Annotated in this window: 9 protein-coding genes; 3 read left to right on the top strand and 6 right to left on the bottom strand. The window is 58.2% G+C overall.

From position 1 onward, the window contains the following. Positions 1-187 precede the first annotated feature (187 nt). From QAO71_RS06675 to dsdA, 3 genes are all read left to right on the top strand, one after another. The gene (locus tag QAO71_RS06675; RefSeq protein WP_036992483.1) at positions 188-1999 is read left to right on the top strand and encodes a DUF1302 domain-containing protein; all 1812 of its coding nucleotides are present in this window, start codon (positions 188-190) and stop codon (positions 1997-1999) included. Between the two features lie 24 nt (positions 2000-2023). Further along, the gene (locus QAO71_RS06680) at positions 2024-3394 is read left to right on the top strand and encodes a DUF1329 domain-containing protein (protein ID WP_036992633.1); all 1371 of its coding nucleotides are present in this window, start codon (positions 2024-2026) and stop codon (positions 3392-3394) included. Between the two features lie 171 nt (positions 3395-3565). Next, positions 3566-4924, top strand: a complete 1359-nt coding sequence (gene dsdA / locus QAO71_RS06685; RefSeq protein ID WP_074780025.1) for a D-serine ammonia-lyase — start codon at positions 3566-3568, stop codon at positions 4922-4924. Between the two features lie 14 nt (positions 4925-4938). Here the strand turns inward: dsdA and QAO71_RS06690 are convergent, their stop codons facing one another. From QAO71_RS06690 to QAO71_RS06715, 6 genes are all read right to left on the bottom strand, one after another. Next, on the bottom strand, positions 4939-6354 hold the full coding sequence (locus tag QAO71_RS06690; RefSeq protein ID WP_280165530.1) for an undecaprenyl-phosphate glucose phosphotransferase: 1416 nt from the start codon (positions 6352-6354) through the stop codon (positions 4939-4941). Positions 6355-6465: 111 nt separating this feature from the next. After that, on the bottom strand, positions 6466-7470 hold the full coding sequence (locus QAO71_RS06695) for a hypothetical protein (RefSeq protein ID WP_074780019.1): 1005 nt from the start codon (positions 7468-7470) through the stop codon (positions 6466-6468). A 127-nt stretch (positions 7471-7597) separates the two neighbouring features. Beyond that, the gene (locus QAO71_RS06700; RefSeq protein ID WP_280165531.1) at positions 7598-8974 is read right to left on the bottom strand and encodes a Coenzyme F420 hydrogenase/dehydrogenase, beta subunit C-terminal domain; all 1377 of its coding nucleotides are present in this window, start codon (positions 8972-8974) and stop codon (positions 7598-7600) included. After that, positions 8961-10211, bottom strand: coding sequence for a polysaccharide pyruvyl transferase family protein (locus QAO71_RS06705; protein ID WP_280165532.1), 1251 nt, complete (start codon positions 10209-10211; stop codon positions 8961-8963). Before QAO71_RS06705 ends, QAO71_RS06700 begins: the two co-directional genes overlap by 14 nt. A 28-nt stretch (positions 10212-10239) precedes the next feature. Next, positions 10240-11730, bottom strand: a complete 1491-nt coding sequence (locus tag QAO71_RS06710) for a lipopolysaccharide biosynthesis protein (RefSeq protein ID WP_280165533.1) — start codon at positions 11728-11730, stop codon at positions 10240-10242. Continuing rightward, positions 11727-13178 carry a mannose-1-phosphate guanylyltransferase/mannose-6-phosphate isomerase gene (locus tag QAO71_RS06715; RefSeq protein WP_074780011.1) on the bottom strand — a complete coding sequence of 484 codons (1452 nt, stop codon included), beginning with the start codon at positions 13176-13178 and terminating at the stop codon, positions 11727-11729. Before QAO71_RS06715 ends, QAO71_RS06710 begins: the two co-directional genes overlap by 4 nt. Between the last annotated feature and the right edge of the window lie 2 nt (positions 13179-13180).

Consider the following 13180-nt stretch of genomic DNA (forward strand, 5'->3'; position numbering starts at 1 on the left):
GTGCAAAAAAACACAACAGACCATTCCGTTCTGTAAATTGATCACATTCATCCGGTGAATGTCCCGTTGGGCCAAGGTATTGGTCCGAATCAGACAAATCCGCCCAGCGGGCCGTGACAGACTTGATACCGACCCTCGGGCCCTGCGAAGGCCTGTTGGTATGGATCCAATCTAACGGAGCAGCACAATGACAAAAACAAAGCATGCTTGGGCGTTGGCCGCATTGCCCCTGGCAATCGGGCTCGCAAGTGTTACAGGCTCGGCAAATGCAGTCACTTTCAATATCGGTGAGGTGGAAGCGCAGTTTGACTCACAGCTTTCCATCGGGGCCAGCATGTCGATGTCCGATCCGGACAAGCGCTTCATCCATACGCTTACCGAAATTAATGGCGTAAACCAGGGTGGTGAGGCTGCAGCACGGACATCGGACGACGGACGTCTGAATTATGAGAAGGGGGACGTGTTTTCCAAGATTTTCAAAGGCTCCCACGATCTGGAACTGCGCTACGGTAACTCCGGCGCCTTCATCCGGGGCAACTACTGGTACGATTTCGAAACCAAAGACGGCAGCCAGGACTTCTATGATATCGATGACTCAGGTCGTCATCCCCTGCAAAAGGGTGCCGGTATTCAATTGCTGGATGCGTTCGTCTATCACAACTACGCCATTGGCAATAACCCCGGCAACGTTCGCCTCGGTCGCCAGGTAGTCAGCTGGGGTGAGGGCGTCTTCATCCAGAACGGTATCAACTCCATCAACCCAATCGATGCATCCGCCTTCCGCCGCCCGGGGGCGGAGTTGAAGGAAGGCCTGCTGCCGGTTGAGATGTTGTATCTGTCACAAGGTTTGACTGAAAACCTGACGATGGAGGCGTTTTATCAGCTGAAGTGGCATGGGACCATTGCTGATAACTGCGGTACGTTCTTCGCTGGCTCGGATGTGGTAGGGCGTGGATGTAATGATCGTCTGGTCTTTGCCGGGCTTGATCTTCCTCAGGGCACTCAGCCTCCCGGAACTTTTATTGCGCGAAGCCAGAAGGACAGGGATGCCAGTGACAGCGGGCAGTTTGGGGTGGCGTTCCGCTGGTTCGTACCAGAACTGAACAACACCGAGTTTGGTTTTTACGCAATGAATTATCATAGCCGCGCTCCGATCTACTCGAACATTGCGGGTACGGCAGCAGTTGGCGGTCCGCCAACAATCGGCTACGACGGCAGTGTTGGGGCGGCGGGTTACTTCTTTGAGCACCCTGAAGATATCCGCTTGTATGGCGTCAGCTTCGGGACCGATGTCGGCGGTGTATCCGTGGCCGGTGAATTGAGCTATCGACCTAACATGCCGCTTCAGATCAGCTCGGGTGACTTGAGTCGTACGGCGTTGCTGGCCGCGGCCGGAGTTCCTGACAATACTCATCGCGGTTTGGAGGGAGAGCTTGCCCCTGGCGATTACATCCAGGGCTATGAGCGCAAGGGGTTCTGGCAAGCGTCCATGAGCGCGGTCCATTTTGTTGACCGTGTTCTGGGGGCGAGCCGCTTGGCTTTGATCGGTGAAGTCGGTGCCAACCATATCAGTAGCATTGGCAATGGTAATGGAGAGACCAAGTTTGGTCGCGACTCTCTCTTTGGTCAAAGTCCATACGCTGACGGCACATGCTCATCCAATTCAGGTGCAGCGGGGGAGTCTCCTCATGCAGCCAGCTGGTGTGAAAACGACGGCTTCTTCACCGACTTCTCCTGGGGCTATCGTCTGCGCGCGTCTCTGGATTACAGCAACGTAATTGCTGGTATCAACTTGACTCCGAACATCGCCTGGTCACATGACGTTGAAGGTTACAGCCCTAACTTCGTCGAGAATGCCAAATCGATCAGCGTTGGGGTGAATGCCGACTACGCCAACAAGTACAACGCCAGTCTCAGCTACACCAACTTCTTTGATGGCAAGTACAACACCTTGGTTGATCGCGATTTTGCCGCTGTCAGCTTCGGCGTAAGTTTCTAAGCAGGCTAGGAGAAAAAAATGCATATGCAGAAAACAATAATCGGTGCCTGCGGTCTGGCCCTCAGCTTGATTGCCACCAGCATTGCGGCACAAAGCCTTACCCAGTCTGAAATCGATCAATTGGGTACCACTTTGACGCCCATCGGGGCGGAGAAGGCTGGTAATGCGGCAGGTACCATTCCCGAGTGGACTGGCGGTTTGCCTACCAATGCGGGACAGGACTTAGCTAACAATTTTCTGGAGAACCCGTACAAGAGCGAACAGCCTGAGTTTGTAATTACTGCGCAGAACTACCAGCAATATAAGGAGAATCTGACGCCGGGCCAGGTAGCAATGTTCGAGCGCTATCCAGAAACTTTCCGTATGCCGGTTTATCAGACTCACCGTAGCATTGGCTATCCGCAAGAGCTCTATGATCAGGTCAAGCGGACTGCCGGCCAGGCCAAGCTGGTCAACGGTGGAGATGGTGTCGAGAACGTCACTCCCGGTGCTTCCTTCGTATTCCCGGTTCCCAAGTCGGGCGCCGAAGTCATCTGGAACCACATGACGCGCTACCGTCTCAACGTGCATCGCTGGTACATGCAGGCCATGCCGCAGACCAATGGTTCTTACACACTGATCAAGCTGGAAGAAGAAGTCGGCTATCCAAACCTGATGCCCGATATCGACGCGACGTCCATGCCTAACACTTTGCTGTTCTTCAAGCAGCGGGTGAATGCGCCGGCACGACTCGCCGGTAACGTGCTGCTGGTACACGATAGTCTCGATCAGCTGAAAGAGCCACGTATGGCTTGGGTATACAACGCCGGTCAACGCCGTGTGCGCCGTGCGCCGCAGGTGGCCTACGACGGCCCGGGTACTGCATCGGACGGTATGCGTACATCGGATAACTTCTCCATGTACAACGGTGCGCCTGATCGCTACAACTGGAAGCTAGTCGGCAAGAAGGAAATCTACTTGCCGTATAACTCCGGCAGGCTGTCCGATCCCGATCTGAAATACAGTGATGTATTGAAGGCCGGTCACGTGAATCCGGAGCATACGCGGTTCGAGTTGCACCGCGTATGGGAAGTTCAGGGTGACGTGAAGCAGGGTCAGCGGCATATCTATGCGCAGCGTAACTTCTTCGTTGACGAGGACTCCTGGCAGATCGGCCTGGCGGACCACTACGACGGTCGTGGCACTTTGTGGCGCGTAGGTGAGGGTCATATTGCCTTCAACTACAAGCACAAGATCCCGGGTTACACCCTGGAAACTCTGTACGATCTGCTGGCCGGTCGCTATATCGCCCTGGGCATGTACACCGAAGAAAACTCTGCCCCGCAGTATGGCGGTACGCCTCCGACCTACAACCAGTTCACACCGGCTGCGTTGAGGGCTTCCGGCGTGCGCTAATTAGTAAGTTCGCTGGACGTTTGGGTTTAAGGGGCATCTTCGGATGCCCCTTTTTTGTGCTCGCAGCCGGTCTGGGGGCGCTCGTTACGACTGGCATCCGCAGGACGCCTCGTCGGCTGATACACTTCATGCGATACGGAGAGACTATTACCCACCGAATGAGGAACCAATATGAGCACCGGCATTTCAATTGACCACTGGTTGCAAGGCCACCCGCTGGTTCAGGACCTCGTGGCATTGAAGGAAACGGCATGGTTCAATCCGGCCGTCCAACCGGCGGACATCGCATTACCGGATGTGGGGCTTACTTGGGAAGACGTGCAGGGCGCGAGTGCTCGATTGACCCGCTTCGCACCCTATATTCGTCGGGTATTTCCACAGACCGAGGAGGCAGGCGGGATCATCGAGTCTCCTATCCAGCTCGTACCTCGGTTGCAGGAGGCGCTTGGTGAGCGTTACGGCCTGCCGCTGCCAGGCCAGCTCTGGCTGAAACTTGACAGCCATCTGCCTATCTCCGGCTCGATCAAGGCGCGCGGTGGAATATATGAAGTGCTCAAGCATGCCGAGGACCTGGCACTGAACGCAGGGCTACTGAGCCTTGATGATAACTACGCAAGGCTCGATAGCGATGCTTTTCGGTCATTCTTCCGCCAGCACCGTATCGCGGTAGGCTCCACCGGGAATCTGGGATTATCGATCGGCATCATGAGCGCGACCCTGGGGTTTGACGTGACCGTGCATATGTCGGCTGACGCACGGGAATGGAAGAAGGAGAAGCTGCGTGGCCACGGCGTGACGGTGGTGGAGTATGAGGCGGATTTCAGCGTCGCTGTGGCAGAAGGCAGAAAGCAGGCTGACGCAGATCCAGGTTGCCATTTCATTGATGATGAGAATTCCACCAGCCTGTTTCTTGGCTATGCTGTCGCCGCAGTGCGGCTGAAACCCCAACTGGAGGAAGCGGGTGTAGTGGTGGATGCTGACCACCCGCTGTTTGTCTATCTACCCTGTGGCGTTGGTGGAGGACCGGGTGGGGTAGCTTTCGGTTTGAAGCTGATGTTCGGTGATGCCGTTCACTGTATCTTCGCCGAACCCACACACTCGCCCTGCATGCTGCTGGGCGTATATACCGGCTTGCATGATGAAGTTGCGGTGCAGGATTTCGGCATCGACAACGTCACTGCCGCTGATGGTCTGGCCGTAGGGCGGCCGTCCGGCTTCGTCGGAAAGGCGATGCAGCGGCTCATTGACGGCTATTACACGATCCGGGACGAAGAGCTTTATGCCTTGCTCGCGTTGCTGGAGCAACTGGAGAACGTCCTGCTGGAGCCTTCCGCACTGGCCGGGGTCCCGGGTGTGGCGCGTGTGCTTGCCGCCGAAAACGAAGCCTATCGGCAACGTCTCCAGCTGACACCTGATCGGCTGAAGAACGCTACCCACCTGGCTTGGGCCACCGGTGGCAGTATGGTGCCGGATGACGAGATGGGGGCGTATGTGGCTAAAGGGAAAGATGCTTTGAAACAAAGGGTATAGGGGAGGAGCTGAGGTTAATAGGCATTCTTGTTCAGGAATCCCTTGAATACGGTAAGAAACACGATTTTGAGATCGAGCCAGAGGGACCAGCGGCGAATGTAGTTGAGGTCGTATTCGATGCGTTTCTGCATTTTGTCGAGGGTGTCAGTTTCGCCACGCCAGCCGTTTATCTGAGCCCAGCCGGTGATACCCGGTTTGACCTTGTGGCGCAGCATATAACCGCTGATGAGCTTGCGATATTCCTCGTTGTGGGCAATCGCGTGGGGGCGGGGACCGACAATGGACATGTCGCCGCGCAGCACATTGAGGAACTGGGGAAGTTCGTCGAGGGAGGTGCGCCGCAAGAATGCCCCGAATGGGGTGATGCGGGCGTCGTTGCGCTTGGCTTGGGTAACGGTGTCACCATTTTCCATCACGGTCATGCTGCGGAATTTCCAGACCTCGATCGGTCTGCCATCCATGCCGTAGCGTTTCTGCCGGAACAGCGCTGGGCCCCGGGAGGTGAGGCGCACCCCCAAGGCGATGATCAACATGGGTACGGCAATAAGCGCCAGGATGATCAGCGACAGAACAATGTCCTCAATGCGTTTGACCAGTCGGCTGGCGCCATCCATCGGTGAGTCGAAGATGCTGATGCTGGGCAGACCGTTGATGGATTCGCTGCGCGCATGCAGCAGATCGACGATAAACACATTCGGGATCAGGTAGACCGATGCGGTGCTGTCGCTGAGCTGATCAAGCAGCCATTTGATGCGTTCTTCCGCCCCCATCGGCAAGGTGATGTAAACCTTGTCGATGTAACCCGCGCGCGCACCGTCGATGAGCGCCTGGTGATCGCCGCGTACAGGCACGAAGCCCTGTATTCTGTGCAGGTAGATCGCATCACTGGCCTCATCATCATAGAACCCGAGCAGATCAAGCCCCATCCAGGGATTGTCAACGATATTGCTGGCAAGCCGCCGGCCCAGCGAGCCCGCACCCACGATGGCGACCGTACGGGTGTTGTAACCATTTGCGCGCAAGGTGCGCATCGTCTGGCGCAGGGCGATGCGATAGCCACTGAGGATGAGTAACCCTGCAGCGAACCAGTAGAGTCGGTCGCGGTCGGTGAGCAGATCATTGTGCAGCAGGAAATAATCAATGATGAACATGCCGACAAAAGCCGCGCCCCAGTTTCCTGCCACGCGCCGATGCTCACGGAAGGTCTGCTCACCCCGCCAGGATCCGTACAACTGGCTGACATCGTTGAGCAGATAGAACAGAAAAAGCGTGACCAGCAGACTGAGCATATGCTGAGGCGATCCGGGAATGTCCCGCCACATCATCACCAACAAGAGGGCCACACAAATGACCCCCAGATCCAGCCAGCGCTGAATTACTGCGAGTACAGGTTCATTGGAGCGGATGATGCCGTCTTGGTTGTTCAACATATTGAGTACATTCCAATTGCGTCGTTATGTGATTTCCCGCAGATTCCGAGCCGGGGGAAGCGTCGGGCGGTCGGAGTGCGGAGTCCGTTCGGCAGTTCGGGTGGATATGGCTCAGGTCGGGTCCTGGAGTTGAAGCTGAGCAAACAACGCATCCCAGCAGGTGGTGACGGTCGCCAAGGAGAAGTATTTTCTTGCTGATCTGAGGATCGTTTCGGCCGGCAGATGGACTTGTTGTTTGAGTGCCAAGCCGATGGATTCGACCTCATCGACAACAGTCAGTCCTTCCACGTCCAGTTCGCGCTGTACCCAGTTGAAGAACGGCGTCTTTACGGCGATGACCGGTGTGCCAAGACTCAATGCGTAGAAGAAACTGCCGCTGACGATCATGTCGTTATCGGCATGAGACAGAATCAGGCCGCGCGCGGTGCCCACCAGGTGTTGGGCCTCGTCTTCCGATAGGAAACGGGAAATGAATTCGATGTTCTTGCCTTCGGCGATTGTCTGAAGTTTGCGAAAGTAGGGTGGGTCATCGCAGGGGCCGGCGATGATCAGTTGTTCATCAGCGGGGAAGTGGCGGATCAGTTGTTCAATGTTCTTGTAGGGCATGACTCGTCCGAAAACGATGAAATGGTCGCCTTTGGTCGCCAGGGGGTGCTCCTGATAGAGCGGATGGGGAACGTAGTACTTGTCGGTGAAGTGGCCACTGTGGGTGGCGGTCGTGGAGTAAAAGTGCTCGGATAGATCAATTATTCGGGTCAGGGTGTTGGCGGACCGACTGCGGGCGTGGTGCGGATAGGTATTGTGACGCAGGTAGATCAGTCTTCGGCAGAATATCCGGAAGGAGAGAATCTGCATGAAATACGCCAGCACACCGGCCCAGGAGGGCCTGCCGGTAGCTGGGTTGGCGATCTTGTATTCCAGCCAGTTGACGATGATCACGTCGAAGAAGCCGGGGCGAAACTTCAGTAGCCGCCACAGGGATTTGGTGGAAGGCGACAATGGATAAACCTGACCCAGTTCGGCCAGTGCCTCCTGGGTGCGTTGTACGTAGGCGTTGCCCTCCGCATGCCCAGGAACATAGCCGATTTTCAGCCGGCGAGCCGTGTTATTCGTCAAATGGTACTCCTTCTTTGAGCATCCGGTTTCCGGTCTCGTGACCGGGGCAGTTGCTCTTGGGCGGGAGCGCAATGCGTCACAGACTGTTCGAATCATTGGGGGGCTCGTTGAGTGAGCGAAGATGGAATCAGGACAGGATCAGTTGGATTCGCCGCTTGGCCAGTCCCAGCAGCCGGCGCGGCAGCGACGCTGCTTTGTACTTTTCATACCGTTGCACCAGCGGGGTGATTCGGTCGATGAAGAGCGCCAGCGAACCCTGCTCCCTGGCTTCGGCAAACAACTCGTGGCTGGCCCGGGATAGTTCGCGGCGACGACGGATGAGTTCGCGGCGACGGTTGCCGACCACATTGTGGTCCGGCGTGACGCGCTTGTTGGGAACCCAGTGTCCGGCATTCTGGTCATCGGCCAGGCGCAGTGCGAGACCTTCATGACGGTGACGGAAGTTACCTGCCTGGGAACTGGCAGCCTGGGCTACCGAGAGAGGCTGGATGAAGAGTTCACCGGTCGCCGCGCCATCATCAATCAACTGCTGGATCAATGCATTGCGGCACAACAGAAGGTTGGTGCCACGCCAATCGGACCGGTACTGGGGTAGCCAGGCGTCACCGAGTACCAGGTCGGCGGTCTCGGCAAAAATGTCGTCGCAATAGTTGCAGGCATTGAGCTGGAACATGCCGTGTCCCCAGTTACCACCCAGCAGTTGGCTGGTGGGGCGCGTGGTCCACTCGCTGGTGTCCTTGCCGGCCCGCGCACCGAAACTGTAGCGCCCCGCATCCTGTCCGGGCTGCTTCACCCGAAAATCGACAGCGGTCAGCTCATCGGGGCTGATCCCGCATTGCCAGGCCAGCAGCTCGGCAAAGGCGGCGGATTTGAGGTGGCCACAGACCAGGCCGATGAAATAGGCCAGTTGCGAAGCTAGCACTGGGTCTTCCATACACAGCAACCGCGCACTCTTGATGAAACAGGGCACGCCCACCAGGGCGTAGCGCTGGCCGTCACCGTGGATGCTCTGTAAGGCGGTATTGAAGCTGGTGGAGTAATAGATGGATTTGCGCCGTGCGGTCAGTTCCTGACGGCTGCGGGAGATGCGATAGGAAAACAGCCCATCACCGCCCTGGCCGACATGGATAACCCCGTCTATATGCCCTGACTCGAGCAGTTTTATCAGGATCCAGCTGGTCAGGCCGCCGGAGCTACTGCCGCGCAGGTAATCATCGTCTGTAGTCCGGGCGGCGGCGATGCTGAGGTACTTGCCGGTGCGCGGATCATTCTTGAGCTCGGCCGGGAAGACCGCCGCGGCGATGTCATCTTCATTCCGGGATTCATTGCTGAACGGGCAAACGCGACTGGCCGTGGCCAGGCTGCGGGGCCGGGCATGTGACAGGTCGGCGCTGTAATAACCAAGCGTGTTGCGTCGAACCTGGATTTCACCACGGGTGACGAACTGGCAAGCGCCGCAGCCCACACAGATATCCCGCTGGACTACCTGCTCAATCGTAGGCACAGGACAATTCCTTCTGGTTGACGATGTCTTGTTGGGGGCTATCGAAATTGCGGCTGGCCAGCCTGCGGACGGCAGGCAGCTTGCTATGTAGATGCTGGCGCAGGTCATCCGGGCGCGACAGAATCTGCTGGGCGACGGTGATAACGCGATCGGCGAAGTCGGGCTGCGGTTCAATGCACAGGAATTCCGCACCGAACAATCGCATCATGCCCTCGACCTTGCCCTGCGTCGCCAGAGTAATAGCTGGCACACCGCTATACAGCGACATGATCGCCAGATGCATACGTCCGGTGACGGTCAGCGTTGCGCTGGCGGTCAGGCCGCGTATTTCTGAAGGAGAGAGCAACTGGTCGACCAGAACGACCTGCGGGTCCTTGAGGGCCTGATGGATCGCCTGACAGACCGGCAGGTCGTCGCCGCCGGGGCGGGAGACATGGGGTAGCAGTATCACCTGCAGCCCTTGGTGCTGCAGTTCGCGAATAATGCGCACATAGCCGTCGATCTGTCCCTGTGTTCGGCCAATCAGGCCGCTGGCATTGACCAGTGCATAGTCGCAGTGGGCCGGCAGGGAATACAGCAACCGTGAGGCCGTTGCGAAGTTGACGGTACGGGCGGCGAATACGATGTCCGCAACTTCGGTGACATTGGCCAGACCGTCGGCGCGGGCGCGTTCGGCGGATAACGGATCGCGAAGGCACAGCTGGACACCGGCTGCGGTGGCGCGCCGTAAGGCGGTCACCGCCTGGGGGTGTGCCTGCCCATTCCAGCTGAAGCCGAGAATACGCACGGCAACCCCGGCCTGGGCCGCTAGCCAGGCAATGTTGGCGCGATTGGTGGAAGCCTGCCAGTTATAGGCGCCATCCATGATGTCGGCACCGGTAATGGCCAGTGACTGGGCTCGTCCGAGCAACCGGCGAAATACTCCGATGCTGCGCACATGCGGGATAAGATGCCCGTAAATGAGCCCTGGCAGGACGATCACCCGGGTTCGCTCGATATGCTGGTCGGGAACAATGATGTCCTGCTGCCCGTGGCAGATGATGCGGATATCACCCGGGGTATTCTCCAGATAGGCCTCGATCATGGCCTGATCGCCGATATTTCCAGCACCAGGCGGCGCGATCAGCAGGCTGAAGGTGGAGCGCTGATTGGTTGCCGGCCCGACTGTGAATAGCAGCCGATCGATGAAAAGCAGCAGGCGTGGATGCCCGAGGGCCGCTCTGATTCGTTTTTTCATGATTGTCCCGCAGGTAAAGTTGGAGTGGTCAAGGTTGTGACGGGCGCCCTGCACGTAATAGGGTGCTGGAACTGAGCACTTGCAGCAGGCTGCCTCGGAAAGGTGGCCAACTCAGGCCGAGCGTCAGGACGGCGCCGACCATGGCTGCGCTACCGATCAGCAACTGTAGGGGTAGCGATGAGCCCCAGCGGTCGGCGCTGTACCAGGCGAACCCGGCGCTGAGCGCGTAACCGCTGATGATGATCAGGCCATTGCGCAGCATGGCGCCGACCGGGGCGCCGGAGTGCCGCAGAAAGAACAGGCCCCAGAGCCACAGCACGCCCATGCCGCTGGCGACGGTAATCGCCACGCCCGATACGCCCCAGAGTGCCCCGAGAAAGATGAAACCGATCATTACGGGTCGGGATATCAGGGTGAAACGCAGATGCAGTGGCGTCAGGCCCTTGGACAGGAACACCCAATAGCTGGCATAGCTGGCGGCTTGGAAGATGCCCGCCACCGCCAGAATACGAAATACCGGCACCGCCTCCTGCCACTGCGGCCCCAGCACCAGCAGAATGAGCGGTTCGGCCAAGGCAGCGGCAAATGCCAATACACAAACGATCAGATGCAGCATCAGGGTCTGACCATGCAGCAGAAACTGGTCATAGCGCGTCGGTTGTTGTTGCAGGCGAGACAGCACGGGCAGGGCGATGGTGGTAGCGGGTGCGTTAATCTGATTCAGCGGCAACATGGAAAGCTGGTAGGACTTGCTGTACAGCCCCAGGGCCTCTGCGCCGAAGCGATAGCCGATAATCAGGCTGTCGAGGTTGCGCGTGGCATAGCCGATCAACTGCGTGCCCATCAGATTGCAGCCGTAACGCAGCAGGCCTGCCATTGGGGCGCTGCGGCACGGCAGGCCGGGCAGCCAGCGTGCCGCAAGCACCAATGTCACCAGCGTGGCTGCGGACAAGGCCAGTTGCTGACCGACCAGCGCCCAATACTGGTAACCCTCGATGGCCATGAACAGCCCTACCGCCAGCCCGGCGGCCATGCCGAGAATATCGATTATGGCCAGCGTGCCGAAGGACATCCCCCGATTGAGTTGGGCCCGGTATTGGGTAGCGATGCCATTCAACAGGAAGGTGATGGACAGGATACGAGCGATAGGGATTAGCCGGGGCTCATCGTAGAAGGCGGCGAGCACCGGGGCGATGGTAAAAAGTGTCAGGGCGAGGATCACACCGATTGCCGAGTTGATCCAGAACAGGTTGCTGCGTTGCTCGACGGACAGGCTCCGCGTCTGAATCGCCGCGGACGACAGGCCGAAGTCGCGAAGTACCTCGCCAAGGCCGGTCAGCACGACCACCATGGCCATCAAACCATAATCGTTGGGCGACAGCAGGCGCGCGAGAATCACGATGCCGCAGAACTGCAGCATGATCTTCACACCTTGGCCGCCCATGGTGAGTATGGCGCCTCGGGCAGCAATGCTGCCGAGGCTTCGGGCAGGAGAGGTTGTCGTTGCGCGATCACTCATTTGAGATGGGTCACCGCTCGGGTGTCGACGGCAGCCTTTTCGACGCGACCGTAACGGTCCTCGAAGCGCACGATATCGTCTTCGCCCAGATAGGACCCGGACTGCACCTCGATCAGCTGCAAATCGATGACGCCGGGGTTCTCCAGAGTATGGATCTGGCCGACCGGGATATAGGAGGACTGGTTCTCGGTCACCAGATAGGTCTTGTCACCGTTGGTCACTTTGGCTGTGCCGCAGACCACGATCCAATGCTCGGCCCGATGATGGTGCATCTGCAAGGACAGCTTGGCGCCGGGCTTTACGGTGATGTGCTTGACCTGATAGCGGTGACCATGGTCGATGGAATCATAGACTCCCCAGGGCCGATAGACTTCGCGGTGGCTGATGGTCTCCTGACGGCCGGTGGTCTTGAGTTGCTCGACCAGGGCCTTCACATCCTGGCTCCGGTCCTTATGGGCGACCAGCACTGCATCCTTGGTTTCGATAATGATCAGATCATCGACCCCCAGCGTAGCGACCAGACGATGCTCGGCCCGGACCAGGGTATTATGCGAGTCATGCGCCAGGGTATCCCCCTGGGTGGCGTTGCCATTCGCATCCTTGGTACTGGTCTCCCATAATGCCGACCAGGAACCAATATCGCTCCAGCCAGCTTCCAGGCTTACCACCACCGCATCAGCGGTGTTTTCCATCACGGCGTAATCGATGGATTCATCGGGACACCCAGCGAAGGCGTCGGCATCTACCCGGGTGAACAACAGGTCATAGGCATTGGCCAATGCGGCCTGCTGGCAGGCGGTAAGGATATCCGGGCGGTGCTCGGCAAGTTCTTCAAGATAACGCGAGGAGCGGAACAGAAACATTCCGCTGTTCCAGAGATACTGCCCCGAGCTCACATAATCACTGGCGGTAGCAGCGTCGGGCTTTTCCACGAAGCGATTGACGGCAAACGCTCTGTCGCCCATTCGTTCGCCCAGCTGAATATATCCATAGCCGGTTTCTGCCGCAGTGGGCACTATGCCGAAAGTGACCAGCTTGCCGGCTTCGGCCAGGGGAATGGCAGCTTCCAGGCTGGCATGGAATGCGTTGGTATCGGCAATCTGATGGTCGGCCGGCAGGATCAGCAGCAATGGGTCCTGGCCGATGGTGTGCAGTTTGATCGCTGCCAGGGCGATGGCGGGTGCGGTATTGCGCCCGCAGGGTTCCAGGATGATGCGGGTGTCATCCATGCCCAGTTGCTTCAGCTGGGTTGCCGCGAGAAAACGATGCTGTTCATTGCAGATGAGCAAAGGCTGCGAGCAGGCCAGGCCATCAAGTCGTTTGATGGTCGCCTGCAGCATGGTCAACTGCGGCTCGGTCAAGGGCAGAAACTGCTTGGGGTTGAGCTGGCGTGACAGAGGCCAGAGTCGGGAGCCGGAACCGCCGGCCATTATGACGGGCTGCAACATGG

It is taken from the genome of Halopseudomonas sp. SMJS2, assembly GCF_029866945.1.
Lineage (GTDB): Bacteria > Pseudomonadota > Gammaproteobacteria > Pseudomonadales > Pseudomonadaceae > Halopseudomonas > Halopseudomonas bauzanensis.

Coding starts and splice junctions, on each gene's coding strand:
- dsdA (WP_074780025.1), top strand. CDS start 3,566: ATGAGCACCGGCATTTCAATTGACCACTGGTTGCAAGGCCACCCGCTG.
- QAO71_RS06715 (WP_074780011.1), bottom strand. CDS start 13,178: ATGTTGCAGCCCGTCATAATGGCCGGCGGTTCCGGCTCCCGACTCTGG.
- QAO71_RS06675 (WP_036992483.1), top strand. CDS start 188: ATGACAAAAACAAAGCATGCTTGGGCGTTGGCCGCATTGCCCCTGGCA.
- QAO71_RS06710 (WP_280165533.1), bottom strand. CDS start 11,730: ATGAGTGATCGCGCAACGACAACCTCTCCTGCCCGAAGCCTCGGCAGC.
- QAO71_RS06705 (WP_280165532.1), bottom strand. CDS start 10,211: ATGAAAAAACGAATCAGAGCGGCCCTCGGGCATCCACGCCTGCTGCTT.
- QAO71_RS06690 (WP_280165530.1), bottom strand. CDS start 6,354: ATGTTGAACAACCAAGACGGCATCATCCGCTCCAATGAACCTGTACTC.
- QAO71_RS06680 (WP_036992633.1), top strand. CDS start 2,024: ATGCAGAAAACAATAATCGGTGCCTGCGGTCTGGCCCTCAGCTTGATT.